Genomic DNA, 17,587 nt, shown 5'->3' with positions numbered 1-17,587 from the left:
TTACAACCTGGAGAATTCCATGAGCAGCGATCTTATCAAACACGTTAGCGACGCCAGCTTCGAAGCCGACGTACTCAAGGCCGAAGGCGCTGTACTGGTCGACTACTGGGCTGAATGGTGCGGCCCTTGCAAAATGATCGCTCCGGTTCTGGACGAGATTGCCGAGACTTACAAAGGCAAGCTGACCATCGCCAAACTGAACATTGACGAAAACCAGGAAACCCCGGCCAAGCACGGCGTGCGTGGTATCCCGACGCTGATGCTGTTCAAGAACGGCAACGTTGAAGCGACCAAAGTCGGCGCCCTGTCGAAGTCGCAACTGGCTGCTTTCCTCGACGCCAACATCTAAGCGTCGCAGTAAATCGCCGAAAAAAAGCCTCGCAATTTGCGGGGCTTTTTGCGTATTCAGGGCTAGACGCTCCGAAACTCAGGTGGTACATTCGGCCCCGCACTGGTTTCTCCACTGCCCCCTGCTAGCCGTCGCCGACGCACTCCTTTTCGAACAAGTTCGCGATCCTGTCGCCTTCTCCGCGGCGCGGCCTCATTAAGCCAAAAGCTTAATTTCCCCCCTCCATAAATGATTACGTCATTCCTATATGAATCTGACTGAACTCAAGCAAAAGCCGATTACCGAACTGCTCGAATTGGCCGAACAGATGGGCATAGAAAATATGGCCCGTTCGCGCAAGCAGGACGTGATTTTCTCCCTGCTGAAAAAGCACGCGAAAAGCGGCGAGGAAATCTCCGGTGATGGCGTGCTGGAGATTCTCCAGGACGGCTTCGGCTTCCTGCGCTCCGCTGACGCTTCCTACCTCGCCGGCCCGGACGATATCTACGTCTCGCCGAGCCAGATCCGTCGTTTCAACTTGCGTACCGGTGACACCATCGTTGGCAAGATCCGCCCTCCGAAGGAAGGCGAGCGTTATTTCGCTCTGCTCAAGGTCGACACGATCAACTTCGATCGTCCGGAGAACGCGAAGAACAAGATTCTCTTCGAGAACCTGACCCCGCTGTTCCCGACCGTGCGCATGAAGATGGAAGCCGGCAACGGTTCCACCGAAGACTTGACCGGTCGTGTGATCGACCTGTGCGCCCCGATCGGCAAAGGCCAGCGTGGTCTGATCGTTGCACCGCCGAAAGCCGGTAAGACGATCATGCTGCAGAACATCGCGGCGAACATCGCCCGTAACAACCCTGAAGTTCACCTGATCGTGCTGTTGATCGACGAACGTCCGGAAGAAGTGACCGAAATGCAGCGCACCGTGCGCGGCGAAGTGGTCGCCTCGACCTTCGACGAGCCGCCGACCCGCCACGTGCAGGTTGCCGAAATGGTGATCGAGAAGGCCAAGCGCCTGGTCGAACACAAGAAGGACGTGGTGATCCTGCTCGACTCCATCACCCGTCTGGCCCGTGCCTACAACACCGTGATCCCGAGCTCCGGCAAGGTGCTGACCGGTGGTGTCGATGCTCACGCCCTGGAGAAACCGAAGCGTTTCTTCGGTGCTGCGCGCAACATCGAAGAAGGCGGCTCGCTGACCATTATCGCCACCGCGCTGGTTGAAACCGGCTCGAAGATGGACGAAGTGATCTACGAAGAGTTCAAGGGTACCGGCAACATGGAACTGCCGCTGGACCGCAAGATCGCCGAGAAGCGTGTGTTCCCGGCCATCAACATCAACCGTTCCGGCACCCGCCGCGAAGAGTTGCTGACCGCCGACGACGAACTGCAGCGCATGTGGATCCTGCGCAAGCTGCTGCACCCGATGGACGAAGTGGCTGCCATCGAGTTCCTGGTCGACAAGCTGAAAACGACCAAGACCAACGACGAGTTCTTCCTGTCGATGAAGCGCAAGTAACATCGCCGGTTGAACCGATAAAAAGGGCGCCCCTTTGGGGGGCGCCTTTTTTTTGCATGAAATTTACCCCGGCAATGGGAGGTTCCTGATCTGGTAAGGTCTGTGATCGGGCAACCCACAAACAGCGCTCGGAGCCTCTGTGAATAAGGCTCGAGCTGTACAAAAAACAACCACCTGATTGGCATTAAAGATTTTATGAGCACACTCGCTTATCGAAGGGATATCGACGGCCTGCGAGCAGTCGCGGTGATCGCCGTGGTGCTGTTCCATTTTGGCGTCCCGGGGTTTACCGGCGGTTTTGTCGGCGTGGACGTGTTCTTCGTGATTTCCGGCTACCTCATCACCTCGATCATCTGGAATCAGCGTCAGGCTGGCCGTTTCAGCTTCGTCGAGTTCTGGGCGCGGCGTGCGCGGCGGATTCTGCCGGCGCTGTTCGCGATGATCATTGCGGTGCTGGCGGTGGGCTGGTTCCTGCTGGCGCCCAAGGACTACGAAGAGCTGGGGCGTTCGGTGCGCTATCAGGTGACGTTCGTCTCGAACATCCTGTTCATGCGTCAGGACGGCTACTTCGACGTTGCCTCTGACCTGAAACCGCTGTTGCACACGTGGTCACTGGCGGTGGAGGAGCAGTTCTACATCTTCTTCCCGCTGCTGCTGACGTTGCTCTCGAGCCGCCTGAAACACTGGCGGCTGGCGCTGTTCGGCGTGCTGCTGGTGTCGTTCGGGCTGAGTGTGTGGGCGATCCAGCATCATCCGGAGAAAGCCTTCTTCCTGCTGCCGATGCGCGCCTGGGAGTTGCTGGCCGGGGCGATGCTGGCGGTTGCGCCGAAACACGCCTGGCGCTTGAAGCCGCTGGCCGCCCAGGCCTTGAGCCTGCTCGGCATGGGGTTGATCCTGCTGGCGGTGTTTGCCTATGACAAGTCGACGCCGTTCCCGGGTGTCACGGCGTTGCTGCCGGTGCTGGGCGTGGTGCTGCTGATTCTGGCCAACGGTCATCGCGAAACGCTGGTTGGTCAATTGTTGAGCAGTCGGGTGATGGTCGGCCTCGGGCTGATCTCCTATTCCTGGTATTTGTGGCACTGGCCGGTATTCGTGTTTTCCAGCTACGCCAGTGTCGATGAGCCGGGCGCGCTCGACACGGCCGGGTTGATTCTGCTGACCCTGGTGCTGGGTTATCTGTCGTGGAAGTTCGTCGAAACGCCGTTCCGTGAACGGCGCTTGCTCGCCGGTCGTCGGCAGATTCTGCTGGCCGGTTTCTGCGGGATCCTGGTGCTCGGTCTGGCCGGGCAATCACTGCGCTGGACCGATGGCTTGCCATGGCGCCTGTCCGAGCAGGCGCTGCAATACGCCAAAGGCCGCGAATGGCGGCCTGAGCTGATGGCTTGTCTCGCGGATGACAAGACCCCGGACGACAAGCTGTTCTGCCATTACGGCGTGGCGGATCTGCCGACCCGCGCGATGGTCTGGGGCGACAGCCATGCCACGGCGCTGATCCCGGTGTTCGATGACGGTGCCAAAGCTCACGGTGTCAGCGTGATTCTGGCCAGTTCTCCGGGTTGCATTCCGGTCGATGGGCTGGAGCATGACGGGGTTTGTGCACGCTTCAACAAGCGGGTCGAGCAGGGGCTGAAAACCCAGGCGATCAGCGATGTGGTGCTGGTCGCCCGCTGGAGCCTGTACCTGTACGGCGATGCCAAGGGTGATCTCGGGCATGTCTTGAGAACGCCAGACGGTCGTTACGATCGCGCCGAGGCCGAGCAACGTTTTGCCGAAGGCCTGCGCACTCGCGTCGCACAATTGCGGGCAGCCGGGCATCGCGTATGGCTGGTGAAAGAGGCGCCGTTGCAGGCATTCAGCCCGCCGTATCGACTGACGCGACTGGCGATGCTCGATCGTCCGGTGGATGACGTCGGCCTGGCCGTCGAGGCGCACCACAAGCGTCAGGTGTTCATCAGTCAGTTGTTCGCGCAGTTGGCGCAGAATGATCCGGCGGTGCGCGTGGTCGATCCGGCGCCGCGACTGTGTGATGAAAACGGCCTGTGCCACGCCGAGCTCGGCGGCTACTCGCTGTACACCGATGACAATCACCTGTCCGAAGTCGGTGCGCGGTTTGTGGCGCCGATCCTCGAGCCGCTGTTTATCGGCCTGCAGGCCCGGGAAAACCTTGGCAAAGCGCAGACGAATGCAGCCAAGTAAGCAGCGACAGGCTGCCACAGGGCTGCATAGCAGGTAGGATGTACGCCTATTTTGAGGGTGCCATCGTCAATGAAATTCAAGGATCTTCGGGATTTCGTGCAGCAGCTTGAGCAGCGCGGAGAGTTGAAACGCATCCAGATTCCCGTCTCGCCGGTGCTGGAAATGACCGAGGTGTGCGACCGTACGCTGCGGGCCAAGGGCCCGGCGCTGCTGTTCGAGAAACCCACCGGCTACGACATTCCGGTGCTTGGCAACCTGTTTGGCACCCCGGAGCGGGTGGCCATGGGCATGGGCGCCGAGTCGGTCAGCGAACTGCGCGAGATCGGCAAGCTGCTGGCCTTCCTCAAGGAGCCGGAGCCGCCGAAGGGCTTGAAGGACGCGTGGTCGAAACTGCCGATCTTCCGCAAGATCATCTCGATGGCGCCGAAAGTCGTCAAAGACGCGGTGTGCCAGGAAGTGGTCATCGAAGGCGACGACGTCGACCTGGCGATGCTGCCGGTGCAGACCTGCTGGCCCGGCGACGTCGGCCCGCTGATCACTTGGGGCCTGACCGTCACCAAAGGCCCGAACAAGGACCGCCAGAACCTCGGTATCTACCGTCAGCAAGTGATCGGCCGCAACAAGGTGATCATGCGCTGGCTCAGCCACCGTGGCGGTGCGCTGGACTTCCGCGAGTGGTGCGAGAAGCATCCGGGCCAGCCGTTCCCGGTCTCCGTGGCGCTGGGCGCCGACCCGGCGACCATCCTCGGCGCCGTGACGCCGGTGCCGGACAGTCTCTCCGAATACGCTTTCGCCGGCCTGTTGCGCGGTAACCGCACCGAGCTCGTCAAGTGCCGTGGCAACGACCTGCAAGTGCCGGCCACTGCCGAGATCATCCTCGAAGGGGTGATTCATCCGGGCGAAATGGCCGACGAAGGCCCGTACGGCGACCACACCGGTTACTACAACGAAGTCGACAGCTTCCCGGTGTTCACCGTCGAGCGCATTACCCACCGGATCAAGCCGATCTATCACAGCACCTACACCGGCCGTCCACCGGATGAGCCGGCGATCCTCGGCGTGGCGCTGAACGAAGTGTTCGTGCCGATCCTGCAGAAGCAGTTCCCGGAAATCACCGATTTCTACCTGCCGCCGGAAGGCTGCTCGTACCGCATGGCCGTGGTGACGATGAAGAAGTCGTATCCGGGGCATGCCAAGCGCGTGATGCTCGGTGTCTGGTCGTTTTTGCGACAGTTCATGTACACCAAGTTCGTTATCGTCACTGACGACGATATCAACGCCCGGGACTGGAACGACGTGATCTGGGCCATCACCACGCGCATGGACCCCAAGCGCGACACGGTGATGATCGACAACACGCCGATCGACTACCTCGACTTCGCCTCGCCGGTGTCCGGCCTGGGCTCGAAAATGGGCCTGGATGCCACCCACAAGTGGCCGGGCGAAACCACTCGCGAGTGGGGCCGCGTAATCGTCAAGGACGACGCCGTCACCCAGCGGATCGATGCCATCTGGAATCAGTTAGGAATAGATTGATGCGTGTTACCCTGCAGCCCTCCGGAGCGGTGCTTGAGATACGGCCCGGCGAGCGGATTCTCGATGGTGCGCGGCGCCTGGGCTATGAATGCCCGCAAAGCTGCCGCAACGGCAATTGCCACGTATGTGCGGCGCTGCTGGTGGAAGGCCGGGTCGAGCAGGCCGGCAAGGTGCACGACCACGGCGAGTTCTACACTTGCATAGCCGAGCCGCTGGAAGACTGCGTCCTGCTGTGGGATGGCGTGCTCGCGCTGGGAGAACTGCCGGTGCGCAGCCTGTCGTGTCAGGTCATCGAATGCCGGGATGTCGGTGGCGACACCTGGCGCGTGCGCCTGCGTGCGCCGGCCGGCAAGCCGCCGCGTTATCACGCCGGGCAGTACCTGATGATCGAGCGTGAAAACGGCGAGAAGTCGGCGTTCTCCATGGCCTCGGCGCCGCACGGCGGGCGCGATCTGGAAATCCACGTGCTGGCCCGCGAAGCCAGTGCACTGAGCCTGATCGAGCAGTTGCAACGCAACGCGATGGTGCGCGTCGAGCTGCCATTCGGTGACACTCACCTCGCCGAGTTGCCTGACGGGCCACTGGTGTTGATCGCCGCCGGCACCGGCATGGGCCAGATCCACAGCCTGATCGAACACTGCCGTGCCAACGGCTTCAAACACCCGGTGCATCTGTATTGGGGGGTACGCCGTCCGGAAGATTTCTACGAGATCGAACATTGGGACGAATGGTTGAAGCTGCCCAATCTGTTCCTGCACAAAGTCGTCAGCGACCAGTGCGGTTGGGAAGGGCGCTGCGGGATGTTGCACCAGGCCGTGTGTGAAGACTTCGCCGATCTGAAGTCCCTGCATGTATACGCCAGCGGCTCGCCGGCGATGGTCTACGGGACTCTGGATGCGCTGGTGGAAGCCGGGATGGATGCGCACCAGATGCGCGCCGATGTATTTGCGTATGCGCCGCGCTCTTGAGCCGAGCTCTTGCGTCCCGCGCCTGAGCCGCGCTTCTAGAAACGCACGCCGCTAGTCACCATCGCCGCATTGGCGCCGAGAAATACCAGCTCGGCGGCCAATGGGCCGTAGTGAGTCCCGACGGACGGAATGATCACCGGCGCAACGCCGTAGCGGTTCAAAGGAATCTTGTCCTTGTAATCACCGTGATAACCCTGCAACAGCCCACCCGTGAGTTTCAGATACAGCGGATATTCGCTGCTGTCATAGCGCTTGCCGACATAGGCGTAGTTCGAGCGCTGGCGGAACGAGTTGCGGAAAGTTGCCCCGCCAAATACCCAGCCGGAAGCCTGATTGCGTTCGATGCCGATCAAGTCCTGATGATTATTGTGTTCGGGGTCGGGCGAGTAATGTCGGGTGTAGACACTGGTCTGGGCATACCAGAAGCCTTTGCCTTGCGCATTGTCCTCGGCCAATGCATGGCCGGCCTGAGCCATCAGCAACGCGGCCAGAAGTCTTGGGATTTTCATAGTGCAGCCTCAGTTAAACGGGATGGCTTGCGCCAGAGGAAGGCCGTTATACGTAGGCGTTCAGCGACGGAGAAGAAAGAAAGTCCGACATTTTAGTAGGAAGATTCCTGCGCTTTCTTGAACCAATCCTGAACAAGCGAAGGCTTATGCATATTTCATTCGGGTATTTAAGATATTTCGGCAATGGTATTAGGCTATATAAAACCGCATAGCGTTGACTAATACACCCGATTTAGCGCTATCGAGCAGGTCATACATCCTTTAGCACTTTTCGTTTTAGATTTACTGCTATATGTTCTAACGAACGAATTGCGCTTACATCTTGTAATACTTGCGGGGCCGAACACTTCCGTCATGACAGCCATAGAATCTGCTTTTCTGAATCTGGCTTATCCTCCGCGGCTCGATCTGGGGCCGCAGCTCACTCACGAACAACTTCTCGCTTCCATGCAATCGACCATGGCGCGCCACAAGGGCGGGCCGGTTTGGCTGTTCGCCTACGGGTCGCTGATCTGGCGCCCGGAATGTACGGCGGTGGAGCGGGTGCGCGGGCGCGTCCATGGCTACCACCGCGGCCTGTATTTGTGGTCGCACGAGCATCGGGGGACGCCGGAAATGCCCGGGCTGGTATTTGGTCTGGATCGCGGCGGTTCATGCAGCGGCTTCGCCTATCGGCTGCCGGAAGAGAATCTCGACGCTGCGCTGTACGCGCTGTGGAAACGCGAGATGCCGTTCCCGTCCTATCGCCCGCACTGGCTCAACTGCCGGCTCGAAGATGGCAGTCAGGTGCAGGCGTTGGGATTTGTTCTGGAGCGACACCTGCCCAGCTATGCCGGCAACTTGCCGGATCACGTGCTGAGTCAGGTGTTCGAAAGCGCTTGCGGGCGTTACGGCACCACTCGCGATTATGTCGAGCAGACCGCCCACGCCCTGCGCAGCCACGCCATGCCGGATCGAAATCTGGAGGCGCGGCTCAAGCGCTGTCAGTCAAAAGCCGATCAGGCGACGGCTTCGCGGCTCTGACTGGCGACTTGCTTGTGCCACAGGGTCGGGGCCAGGAAGGCCATCGACAGCAGGCAAGCGCCCACCAGCAGGACAAAACCACCGTTCCAGCCGAAGTGGTCAACGGTGTAGCCCATCGCCGCACTCGCCGCGACCGAACCACCCAGGTAACCGAACAGACCGGTGAAGCCCGCAGCCGTGCCGGCGGCTTTCTTCGGTGCCAGTTCCAGCGCCTGCAGGCCGATCAGCATCACCGGGCCATAGATCAGGAAGCCGATCGAGAACAGCGCGATCATGTCCACCGTCGGGTTGCCGGCCGGGTTCAGCCAGTACACCAGCGTCGCCACGGTCACCAGCGCCATGAACACCATGCCGGTCAGGCCACGATTGCCACGGAAGATCTTGTCCGACATCCAGCCGCACAGCAGCGTGCCCGGAATGCCCGCCCACTCGTAGAAGAAATAGGCCCACGAGGTTTTATCCACGGTGAAACCTTTGGCTTCTTTCAGGTAGGTCGGCGCCCAATCCAGTACGCCGTAGCGCAGCAGGTAAACGAACACGTTGGCCATGGCGATGTACCAGAGCATTTTGTTGCGCAGCACGTATTTGACGAAAATTTCCTTGGCGCTGAATTCGTCTTCGTGGCTGGCGTCGTAGCCTTCCGGGTAATCGTTCTTGTACTTCTCGATCGGCGGCAGGCCGACAGATTGCGGGGTGTCACGCATGGTGATGAAGGCAAACACCGCCACGCCCAGCGCCACCGCTGCCGGAACGTAGAAGGCTGCGTGCCAGTCATTGAACAGGCCCATGCCGATCAGGAACAGCGGGCCGATCAGACCGCCACCGACGTTATGCGCCACGTTCCACACCGAAACCACGCCGCCACGTTCCTTCTGCGACCACCAGTGCACCATGGTGCGTCCGCTCGGCGGCCAGCCCATGCCCTGGGCCCAGCCGTTGATGAACAGCAGGATGAACATCATGGTCACGCTGGAAGTCGCCCACGGCGCGAAACCGAAAATGAACATCACCCCGGCCGACACCAGCAGGCCGAATGGCAGGAAGTAGCGCGGGTTGGAACGGTCGGACACCAGGCCCATCAGGAACTTCGACAGACCGTAGGCAATGGCGATGGCCGACATCGCCAGACCCAGATCGCCACGGCTGTAGCCTTCGTCGATCAGGTACGGCATGGCCAGCGAGAAGTTTTTGCGCAGCAGGTAGTAACCCGCGTAGCCAAAGAAGATACCGGCGAAGATCTGCCAGCGCAGGCGTCGGTAAGTACTGTCTATTTTTTCTTCAGGCAATGGAGCCTGATGTGCGGCAGGACGAAAGAAAGCAAACATTCAAGAGCTCCAGATTTCTTGTTTTGACTGCGGATGCGAATGTTACAGTTTCGTTACCGAAAATAGCACCGGTTCGCATCGGCAAAACAGCGGAAAATGTTGGAAGTCGCACGTTCTTTTACGAACCTGTCGCTCAGCTGTAAGAACAGGGCGTTTTCACCACTTATCTACATGGAGTGACTTAGACTCGCGGCCCGTTCAGCCGATTGATCAGCCGAGATAAGCAATGTCACTGAAGGTTCGCATGTTGGTGCCGAGATTTTTGGTGGCAGCGGGACTTGCCGTCGTGTTGCTGGCATTGATCGTCACCGATCATCCTTCTCATTCCGGCCTGGGCAACGCCACGGTGCTGATCATTCGGCATGCGGAAAAACCGGATACAGGATCGGTGCTCAATGCCCGAGGCGAGCAACGCGCCGCCGCCTACGTCGACTATTTCAATCCGCTGAAACTCGACGGCCAGACGTTCACCCCCCAGCGTTTGATCGCTGCCGGCGATACCCCGGAAAGTTCGCGCTCACGCCTGACCCTGACCCCGTTGGCCCAGCGCTTGAACCTTGCGATCGAGCAGCCCTACGTCAACGGCGATCTGCATCAACTGGTCAAACTGTTGCGCAAGAGCAATCAGGCGCAGACGGTGCTAATCGCCTGGCACCACGGCCATATCAATAAACTGATCAAAGCCTTCGGCGGTGACCCCACAGCGCTGATGGGCCAGGAAAAATGGCCGGATGATGTCTTCGACTGGCTGATCGTCCTGCGCTTCGATGACAAGGGCCGGCTGATTCCGTCGCGCAGTCTGAAGGTGCAGGAGCACTTGTTGTCGGGCGACTCTGCCGGGCCGAACGGCGGCTAAACGTCCGTCAGAAAATTTACCTGCCGTCATTTGCCCAGCGGTTTCGTCGGATTTCCCATCGGGATCAGGAAATGTCCTGCATTCAATAGCGAAGCTGCGCCATTCAGTTAAAAGACAGTGCTCCGTAAACTTTCTGTTGTTGCCGGACAGGCATCTCAATAGGGAAGGGGCGCGATCATGCGGTGGTTTTTTGCAGGGCTTTTATTGACGATCTTCAGTCTTGCACTGGCGGCAGAAGGGTTACTCATACCTGAAAACAACCCGCAGCCGATTTACCCGAAGAGGTTGTCCAGGGCAGGGGTCGAAGGCGAGGTCAGGGTCAGCTTTATCGTCAAGGCGGATGGCTCGGTCAGCGCAATCGACATCGTGCAAAGTGATCACCCCGATCTGGCTGAGGCGGTCAAAGACGCCATAACACAGTGGCGCTTCAGGCCCTGGACGGTTGAAGACGGTCGGCCTGCGGAACAGCCCATCGTGGCGCCGATGCTCTTTCGATTGGCGAGGGATCAGCCGATCGACATCAACCAGTGGCTGAAGTCAGTAAAGTGTCGCGTCATCAATGACGGTTTCAGGAACATGCCTGAGCACGCCTGGGTCGACGCAGAAGTGTTTAATTACACCCGTGCTTACGTTTCCAACGTGATTCTCAAGAGTCAGTTGGCCGATGAACAACGTCTGGCAATCATCGCCAAGATGAACCGGCGCGTACCGATGATCGTCAGAGGCTGCCGGGAAGCTCCTATGCGTAGCTACATGAGTTTTCTGCCGGGAGAGGTTCGCGAGTTGCTTTGATAGCCAGCGACGCTGTGTTGCTGCCTGGCGCGAATCAGGCCGGCTCCGAGAGGTCACCGGCCAGAAAACACTCAGCGCACCTGCACCACCACCTTGCCCACCGCCTTGCGCTGCCCCAGATCGTTGATCGCCTGCGCCGCGTTGCTCAGCGGATACACCTGCGACACCAGCGGCTTCAACTTGCCCTCGGCGAACCAGCCGAACAACTGCTGGAAGTTCGCCGCGTTGTCCTGCGGCTGACGCTGGGCGAAGGAGCCCCAGAACACGCCGAGTACCGCGGCGCCCTTGAGCAGCGCGAGGTTGACCGGCAGCTCGGGGATGCGTCCGCTGGCGAAGCCGACCACCAGCAGGCGGCCGTTCCAGGCGATGGCGCGGATGGCCTGGTCAAACAGGTCGCCGCCGACCGGGTCGTAGATCACGTCGGCGCCCTGGCCGTCGGTGAGGCGTTTGATTTCGTCCTTGAGGCTGGTTTCGCTGTAGTTGATCAGTTCATCGGCACCGGCGGCCTTGGCCACGGCGAGTTTTTCCGCGCTGCTGGCGGCGGCAATGACCCGGGCACCCATGGCTTTGCCGATTTCCACCGCCGCCAGGCCGACGCCACCGGAGGCGCCGAGCACCAGCAGGGTCTCGCCCGGTTGCAGGTTGGCCCGTTGTTTGAGGGCGTGCATCGAGGTGCCGTAGGTCATGCTGAACGCGGCGGCGGTGTTGAAATCCATCGACGGCGGGATCGGCAGCACGTTGTAACCCGGCACCGCGACCTGTTCGGCGAAGCTGCCCCAGCCGGTCAGGGCCATGACCCGGTCGCCGACTTTCAGGTGGCTGACTTTCTCACCGACGGCGCTGACCACGCCGGCCGCTTCGCCCCCCGGCGAAAACGGGAAGGGCGGCTTGAACTGATACTTGCCCTCGATGATCAGCGTGTCCGGGAAGTTGACCCCGGCGGCGTGCACCTCCAGCAGGATTTCGTTCTTCTTCGCGACAGGACTGGCGACGTCTTCCAGCACCAGCGATTCGGCAGGGCCGAAGGCTTTGCACAGCACGGCTTTCATCAGGGCTATTCCTTTGGGAGTGATGGCCGATAAGTGTAGGTGTGTCAGTCAACGGGTCAACGAGCATGCCCGGCCCTGATAGTCAGCCATAAGCTTGTGCTTGCGCGGCGGGTCGTTATGCTAGGCCGCAAACCGGATAAGGAGCGAATTGTGAAAGCGTGGATCATGTTGTTGCTGGCCCTGTCTCTGCCTGTGGCAGCGCTGGCCGAAGAAGCCAAAGAAGGCGAGGCGCCGAAGGTCAACTACATCACCCTGAGCCCGCCGTTCGTGGGTAACTACGGGCTGGACGGCACGCCCAAGCTGAAGGTCTACAAGGCCGACGTGGCGCTGCGTGTGACCGGCGAAGAGGCGACCAAACTGGTCAAGGCCAACGAGCCGCTGATTCGCAATCAACTGGTGGCGCTGTTCACTCAGCAGACCACCGAGGCGATGGGCAGCATCGAAGGCAAGGAAAAGCTGCGTCAGGAAGCCCTGAAGCAGACCCAGCAAGTGATGAATGACGAGACCGGCAAGCCGGTGGTTGAAGATCTGTTGTTCAACAACCTGATCATTCAGTAACCACGCTGGCCACTGTTCAGGACGCCAGGCTTTTGCGAAAGCGCGCCAAGGCGATAACGAAGAACAGCAGGCCGATGGCCGTCAGCGCCAGCAAGTCCGGCCAGACCACGCTCAGCCCGGCATCGCGAAACAGAATCGCGGCGCTGAGGCTGACAAAGTGTGTGGACGGCGAGCCCTGCATGACCCATTGCAGCCACTGCGGCATGCTGTCCAATGGCGTGCTGCCGCCGGACAGCAGCAACATCGGGATGATCACCGGAATCGCCAGCAGGCCGAACTGCGGCGTCGAACGCGCCAGCGTCGCCAGAAAGATGCCCAGCGCGGTACTGGCAAACAGATAAACCGCAGTCACCAGCAAAAACAGGCTCATCGAGCCGGCCAACGGCACATCCAGCAGGCCTTTGACCACCACCTCCAGCGACAGCCAGGTGCACAACACCACCACCAGCAGGTTGCTCCAGATTTTCGCCAGCATGATTTCCAGGGCCGTCAGCGGCAGCACCAGCAAATGGTCGAGCGTGCCGTGTTCGCGTTCGCGCAGCAGCGCCGTGCCGGTGAGGATGATCGCCAGAATAGTGATGTTGTTGACGATCTGAATCACCGCCAGAAACCAGCCGCCCTCCAGATTGGTGTTGAACAGGGCGCGAGTAGTCAGTTGCACGGGTGCCTTGGCCGCTGCACCGCCCTGACCGGCATAGTCGAGCAATTCGCGCTGGAAGATCCGGCCGATGTAGCCGGCGCCCATGAACGCCTGGCTCATCGCTGTGGCATCGACGTTGACCTGAATCGCCGGTTGCCGCGCGGCGAGCAAGTCGGTTTGAAAGCCCGCCGGAATATTGATCACGAAGGTGTACTCACCGCTGTCCATGACCTGATCCAGTTGCGCATAAGGCAGCAGCACCGGCGTCTGGAATTCCGGCGGCTGCAGGGCCTGGGCCAATTGGCGTGAGAGGGCGCTGTGGTCTTCGTCGACGATGGCCACGCTGGCGTTGTGCACGCCGATCACCGAACCGGCGGCGGGCATGTAAATCGCCACGGTGAAGGCGTAGAACAGGAACAGCAGCAACACGCTGTCATGGCGCAGGCTGGTCAGTTCCTTGAGTCCCAGGCGCAGGATGTGCGCGAACTTGTGCATCAGGCCTCCTGCTTTTTCAGCATGATCAGGCTCAGCCCGGTGAACCCGACAAAGAACCCGAACAGCGCCAGGCACTGTGGCCACAGTTGACGCAAGTCCAGCGCTTTGGTGAACGTACCCACCGCGATGTCGAGGAAGTGCCCCGCCGGAAACAGCATGCCCATCACTGCTGCCGCACCTTCCAGCGACGAGCGCGGCACGATCAGCCCGGAGAACTGGATGGTCGGCAGGCTGGTGATGATCATGGTGCCGAGGATCGCGGCGATTTGCGTGCGGGTGAATGCCGAAATCAGCAGGCCCATGCTGGTGGTCGCCAACACATACAGCAGTCCGCCGAATGCCAGTGTCAGCAGGCTGCCCTTGAACGGCACGCCGAACAGCCAGCGATTCATCGCCACCAGCAGCGCCAGATTGACCAGACTGACCAGCAGGTACGGCGCCTGTTTGCCCAGCAGAAACTCCAGACGGGTCAGGGGCGTGGCGTAGAAATTGGTGATCGACCCCAGCTCCTTTTCGCGGACGATGCCCAGCGCCGTGAGCATCGCCGGAATGAACGCCAGAATCAGCGCCATGACCCCGGGGCCGATAGCGTTGACGCTAACCACGTCCTGGTTGTAACGAAAGCGGGTTTCCAGGCTGGCGGCCGCCGGGTGGGCCAGCGCCGGGCTGCTCTGCTCGGCTAGTTGTTGCAGATTGGCCAAGTGTACGGCTTCAACATAATTGCGGCTGGTTTCGGCGCGAAACGGCATGCCGCCATCCAGCCACGCCGCCACAGCGGGTTGGCGCCCGGCGTACAGATCGCGGCCGAATCCGGGGGGAATCTCCAGCGCCAGTTTGATTTCCGAGCGTTGCAGGCGCCGGTGCAGTTCCTGCGGGTCATGAATGGCCGGCTGTTCGTCGAAGTACCGGGAGCCGCGAAACGCCTCCAGATAAGCTCGGCTCTGCGGCGTCTGATCCTGGTCGTACACGGCGAACGCGAGGTTTTCCACGTCCAGCGAGATGCCGTAACCGAAGATCACCATCATGAAAATCGCCCCGGCCAAGGCGAACGCCATGCGCACTTTGTCGCGCAACAGCTCCTTGCCTTCGCGACTGGCCACGGCCAACAGGCGACCGAGGCTGAAACCGTGACGGGGCAGCGGTGTTGTCGCTGCGCTCGGCGGCGCCATTTGCGGTTCGGCCACAGGCGCTGATGGCTGAGCGCCCTGAGCCTGTTCCAGGCAAGTGACGAAGGCCGCTTCCAGCGTCTCTCCGGCAAACTGGCGTTGCAGCGCCGCCGGGGTGTCGCAGGCGAGAACTTTGCCCGCGTGCATCAGCGAGATGCGGTCGCAGCGCTGCGCTTCGTTCATGAAGTGCGTGGAGAGGAAGATCGTCACGCCTTGCTCGCGGGACAACTCGATCAACAGTCGCCAGAAATCATCACGGGCTGCCGGATCGACGCCGGAAGTCGGCTCGTCGAGAATCAGTACCTCCGGGCGGTGCAGCACCGCCACCGCCAGTGACAGACGCTGGCGCAGCCCCAATGGCAATGCTCCGGATGGCTGGTCGGCGACCGCGAGCAGATTGAAGCGCTCGATCAATGCTTCGATGCGTTGTGCGCTCTCGGTTTTGGGCAGGTCGAACAGCCGCGCGTGCAGTTCGAGGTTCTGCCGCACACTGAGTTCGCCATACAGCGAAAAACTCTGCGACATGAAGCCGACCCGCTTGCGCGTGGCCAGATCCTTGGCGTTCACCGGGTTGCCGAGCAGCGTCGCACTGCCTTCGCTGGCCGGCATCAACCCGGTCAGGACTTTCATGGTGGTGGTCTTGCCGCAACCGTTGGAGCCAAGAAAGCCGAAAATCTCGCCACGCCCAATGGCAAAACTGACGTGATCCACAGCGGTGAAATCGCCGAAGCGCAGCGTCAGGTCGTGGGCTTCGATGGCGATGTCGCTGCTGTTGCCGGTGCGCGGTGGAATCACCAGCGGCTGAGCGTCATGCTGGCTGTCACCCTGAAAATGGGTGAAGGCGTCATCGAGTTTGCCGCTGGGGGTGACGTTCGCCAGCTCGCGGCTCAGGCCGGTGGCGATCAACTTGCCGGCATCGAGCATCAGGCAATGCTCGAACTGCTCGGCTTCTTCCATATAGGCCGTGGCGACCAGCAGCGTCAGTTGCGGGCGCTGGCGTCGCACATCGTCGACCAACTCCCAGAAGCGCCGGCGCGAGAGTGGGTCGACGCCGGTGGTCGGCTCATCGAGGATCAGCAGATCCGGTTCATGGATCAGCGCGCAGCACAGCCCGAGTTTCTGCTTCATGCCGCCGGACAACTTGCCGGCGGGGCGCTCGGCGAACTTCAGCAGATCCGTGGCGAGCAACAGGCTGTGCATGCGCTGCTCGCTTTCAGCCTTGGACAGGCCGAACAGCGTCGAGAAGAACTGGATGTTCTCGCGGATCGACAGCTCCGGGTACAAGTTGCCGCCCAGCCCCTGCGGCATGAAGGCGATGCGCGCATAGAGTGTGTCGCGATGCTGGCGATCCTCGATCGCGCCACCGAGCACGTCCAGCTGCCCTTGCTGCAAGGTCTTCACGCCGGCAATCAACCCCAGCAGACTGGATTTGCCGGCGCCATCGGGGCCGATCAGTCCGCAGCGGGTGCCGGCGGGCAGGCTGAAGGCGATGTCGCTCAGCGCTTGCTGTTTGCCGTAGCGCTGCGCGATACCGTTCGCTTGAACCGCGAGGCCGCTCATTGCAGATTGGCCGGCCATTCGACGGGCGCGATCCGCACGTAGCCGGCCCCGGGCATGCCGGGTTTGGCCTGCGGCACGGCGCTGGGCTGAACCAGGCGCAGCTTGACGCGGAACACCAGTTTTTGCCGCTCGTCGCGGGTCTCGACCTCTTTGGGAGTGAACTGCGATTTGGCTGCGACGAAGCTGATTTTTGCCGGCAGCGGTTTATCGGGCAAGGCATCGAGCAGCACGCGAGCGTCATCGCCCACCGCCAGGCGCCCAGCCACCGCGGCTGACAGATAGAGGTTCATGTACTGGTCGTTGGGATCGATCAGCAGCAAGACCCGGCCCCCGGCCCCCAGCACTTCGCCGGGCTCGGCCATGCGCAGCTGGATCACGCCATCAATCGGCGCGCGCAGACTGCTGTCGTCAATTTCACTGGTCAACTGTGCGACTTGAGCCTGTGCCGCGCCAATCGCCGCACTGACAGCAGACACCTGGGCCCGGGCGGCGACAACGGCGGCATTACCGGTGCCGATGCGTGACTGCAGCTGATCGATGATCTGCGCGCTGACATAACCGTGCTTGAACAGTGATTGCGAACGCCCGAGCTCTTGCTGGGCCAGCAGCAGTTCACTCTGGCGCAATTGCACGTTGGCCTGAGCGGCGTTGAGATTCTCCCGGGCGCGCAACACTTCGGCTTCGGCCTGATTGCGCTGGGCTTCGAGGGTGCGGGTGTCCATACGCGCCAGCAGTTGGCCCTTGCTGACCTTGTCGCCTTCGTCGACCAGTACTTCGGCGAGGCGCCCGGGAGTCTTGCTGGCGATCTGCACTTCGGTGGCTTCCAGCCGCCCGTTGCCCATCGACAGTCCTTCGACCAGGCGGCTGCTGATGGACATCCAGTAACCGAGGCCGCCAGCGACGGCGAGTAATACCAGGAGCGAACCGGCGTATAGAAGTGAAGAACGGCTGTGCGTCGACATGGGGGCATCCTGCGGCAGTGGCTTGCAGTCTGACTGTTCAAGCGTTCCATTCGCTTGATGTCAGTCAAATGAGCGCCAAGCCTAGCCCCTTTTGCC

15 protein-coding genes are annotated in these 17,587 nt (G+C 61.0%); 9 read left to right on the top strand and 6 right to left on the bottom strand.

Features of this window, described 5'->3' with window-relative positions:
* Window positions 1-19: 19 nt before the first annotated feature.
* The 5 genes from trxA (at window position 20) to ACOYXI_RS18140 (ending at window position 6,556) form a co-directional block, all read left to right on the top strand.
* Complete coding sequence (trxA, locus tag ACOYXI_RS18160) at window positions 20-349, top strand: thioredoxin TrxA (RefSeq protein ID WP_003177349.1); 330 nt, start codon at window positions 20-22, stop codon at window positions 347-349.
* A gap of 247 nt (window positions 350-596) precedes the next feature.
* Window positions 597-1,856 (top strand): transcription termination factor Rho, encoded by a 1,260-nt coding sequence (rho, locus tag ACOYXI_RS18155; RefSeq protein ID WP_003229334.1) that lies wholly within the window; start codon window positions 597-599, stop codon window positions 1,854-1,856.
* 195 nt (window positions 1,857-2,051) lie between these two features.
* Entirely contained in the window at window positions 2,052-4,052 is a 2,001-nt protein-coding gene (locus tag ACOYXI_RS18150) for an acyltransferase family protein (protein WP_461675131.1), read from the top strand.
* A 69-nt stretch (window positions 4,053-4,121) separates the two neighbouring features.
* Window positions 4,122-5,588, top strand: coding sequence for a 4-hydroxy-3-polyprenylbenzoate decarboxylase (gene ubiD, locus ACOYXI_RS18145; protein ID WP_003229330.1), 1,467 nt, complete (start codon window positions 4,122-4,124; stop codon window positions 5,586-5,588).
* Window positions 5,588-6,556, top strand: coding sequence for a CDP-6-deoxy-delta-3,4-glucoseen reductase (locus ACOYXI_RS18140; protein ID WP_134784928.1), 969 nt, complete (start codon window positions 5,588-5,590; stop codon window positions 6,554-6,556). Before ubiD ends, ACOYXI_RS18140 begins: the two co-directional genes overlap by 1 nt.
* A 35-nt stretch (window positions 6,557-6,591) precedes the next feature.
* Here ACOYXI_RS18140 and ACOYXI_RS18135 read toward each other — a convergent pair whose 3' ends face one another.
* Window positions 6,592-7,065, bottom strand: a complete 474-nt coding sequence (locus ACOYXI_RS18135; RefSeq protein WP_098966194.1) for a sn-glycerol-3-phosphate transporter — start codon at window positions 7,063-7,065, stop codon at window positions 6,592-6,594.
* Between the two features lie 354 nt (window positions 7,066-7,419).
* On the opposite strand from ACOYXI_RS18135, the gene ACOYXI_RS18130 reads away from it, so the two are divergent.
* A complete protein-coding gene (locus ACOYXI_RS18130; RefSeq protein WP_098966192.1) occupies window positions 7,420-8,088 on the top strand; it encodes a gamma-glutamylcyclotransferase in 669 nt (222 codons plus the stop codon).
* On the opposite strand, the gene glpT is transcribed toward ACOYXI_RS18130, so the two are convergent.
* Complete coding sequence (glpT, locus tag ACOYXI_RS18125; protein ID WP_027610481.1) at window positions 8,064-9,413, bottom strand: glycerol-3-phosphate transporter; 1,350 nt, start codon at window positions 9,411-9,413, stop codon at window positions 8,064-8,066. The genes ACOYXI_RS18130 and glpT overlap by 25 nt on opposite strands.
* Before the next feature lie 226 nt (window positions 9,414-9,639).
* Between glpT and ACOYXI_RS18120 the strand changes: the two genes are divergently transcribed.
* On the top strand, window positions 9,640-10,269 hold the full coding sequence (locus ACOYXI_RS18120; protein ID WP_134784926.1) for a flagellar basal body-associated protein FliL: 630 nt from the start codon (window positions 9,640-9,642) through the stop codon (window positions 10,267-10,269).
* Between the two features lie 177 nt (window positions 10,270-10,446).
* Complete coding sequence (locus tag ACOYXI_RS18115) at window positions 10,447-11,061, top strand: energy transducer TonB (RefSeq protein WP_098966189.1); 615 nt, start codon at window positions 10,447-10,449, stop codon at window positions 11,059-11,061.
* 71 nt (window positions 11,062-11,132) lie between these two features.
* Here ACOYXI_RS18115 and ACOYXI_RS18110 read toward each other — a convergent pair whose 3' ends face one another.
* Complete coding sequence (locus tag ACOYXI_RS18110; protein WP_115985873.1) at window positions 11,133-12,110, bottom strand: NADPH:quinone oxidoreductase family protein; 978 nt, start codon at window positions 12,108-12,110, stop codon at window positions 11,133-11,135.
* 150 nt (window positions 12,111-12,260) lie between these two features.
* On the opposite strand from ACOYXI_RS18110, the gene ACOYXI_RS18105 reads away from it, so the two are divergent.
* Window positions 12,261-12,668, top strand: a complete 408-nt coding sequence (locus tag ACOYXI_RS18105) for a flagellar basal body-associated protein FliL (protein WP_027610485.1) — start codon at window positions 12,261-12,263, stop codon at window positions 12,666-12,668.
* Window positions 12,669-12,684: 16 nt separating this feature from the next.
* Here the strand turns inward: ACOYXI_RS18105 and ACOYXI_RS18100 are convergent, their stop codons facing one another.
* From ACOYXI_RS18100 to ACOYXI_RS18090, 3 genes are read right to left on the bottom strand one after another with little or no spacing between them, the layout of a single operon-like run.
* Entirely contained in the window at window positions 12,685-13,803 is a 1,119-nt protein-coding gene (locus ACOYXI_RS18100; RefSeq protein ID WP_210556363.1) for an ABC transporter permease, read from the bottom strand.
* A complete protein-coding gene (rbbA, locus tag ACOYXI_RS18095) occupies window positions 13,803-16,529 on the bottom strand; it encodes a ribosome-associated ATPase/putative transporter RbbA (protein ID WP_461675570.1) in 2,727 nt (908 codons plus the stop codon). Before rbbA ends, ACOYXI_RS18100 begins: the two co-directional genes overlap by 1 nt.
* On the bottom strand, window positions 16,526-17,491 hold the full coding sequence (locus ACOYXI_RS18090; RefSeq protein ID WP_210556368.1) for an HlyD family secretion protein: 966 nt from the start codon (window positions 17,489-17,491) through the stop codon (window positions 16,526-16,528). Before ACOYXI_RS18090 ends, rbbA begins: the two co-directional genes overlap by 4 nt.
* Window positions 17,492-17,587: the final 96 nt, after the last annotated feature.

Source organism: Pseudomonas sp. G3-19, assembly GCF_054855875.1.
The sequence above is the reverse complement of the archived record's forward strand: the minus strand, read 5'-3'. Positions and strand labels throughout refer to the sequence as shown.

What these genes read in the sequence shown, in the direction of transcription:
- trxA (WP_003177349.1), top strand. Translation starts at nt 20, where the DNA reads ATGAGCAGCGATCTTATCAAACACGTTAGCGACGCCAGCTTCGAAGCC.
- rho (WP_003229334.1), top strand. Translation starts at nt 597, where the DNA reads ATGAATCTGACTGAACTCAAGCAAAAGCCGATTACCGAACTGCTCGAA.
- ACOYXI_RS18150 (WP_461675131.1), top strand. Translation starts at nt 2,052, where the DNA reads ATGAGCACACTCGCTTATCGAAGGGATATCGACGGCCTGCGAGCAGTC.
- ubiD (WP_003229330.1), top strand. Translation starts at nt 4,122, where the DNA reads ATGAAATTCAAGGATCTTCGGGATTTCGTGCAGCAGCTTGAGCAGCGC.
- ACOYXI_RS18140 (WP_134784928.1), top strand. Translation starts at nt 5,588, where the DNA reads ATGCGTGTTACCCTGCAGCCCTCCGGAGCGGTGCTTGAGATACGGCCC.
- ACOYXI_RS18135 (WP_098966194.1), bottom strand. Translation starts at nt 7,065, where the DNA reads ATGAAAATCCCAAGACTTCTGGCCGCGTTGCTGATGGCTCAGGCCGGC.
- ACOYXI_RS18130 (WP_098966192.1), top strand. Translation starts at nt 7,420, where the DNA reads ATGACAGCCATAGAATCTGCTTTTCTGAATCTGGCTTATCCTCCGCGG.
- glpT (WP_027610481.1), bottom strand. Translation starts at nt 9,413, where the DNA reads ATGTTTGCTTTCTTTCGTCCTGCCGCACATCAGGCTCCATTGCCTGAA.
- ACOYXI_RS18120 (WP_134784926.1), top strand. Translation starts at nt 9,640, where the DNA reads ATGTCACTGAAGGTTCGCATGTTGGTGCCGAGATTTTTGGTGGCAGCG.
- ACOYXI_RS18115 (WP_098966189.1), top strand. Translation starts at nt 10,447, where the DNA reads ATGCGGTGGTTTTTTGCAGGGCTTTTATTGACGATCTTCAGTCTTGCA.
- ACOYXI_RS18110 (WP_115985873.1), bottom strand. Translation starts at nt 12,110, where the DNA reads ATGAAAGCCGTGCTGTGCAAAGCCTTCGGCCCTGCCGAATCGCTGGTG.
- ACOYXI_RS18100 (WP_210556363.1), bottom strand. Translation starts at nt 13,803, where the DNA reads ATGCACAAGTTCGCGCACATCCTGCGCCTGGGACTCAAGGAACTGACC.
- rbbA (WP_461675570.1), bottom strand. Translation starts at nt 16,529, where the DNA reads ATGAGCGGCCTCGCGGTTCAAGCGAACGGTATCGCGCAGCGCTACGGC.
- ACOYXI_RS18090 (WP_210556368.1), bottom strand. Translation starts at nt 17,491, where the DNA reads ATGTCGACGCACAGCCGTTCTTCACTTCTATACGCCGGTTCGCTCCTG.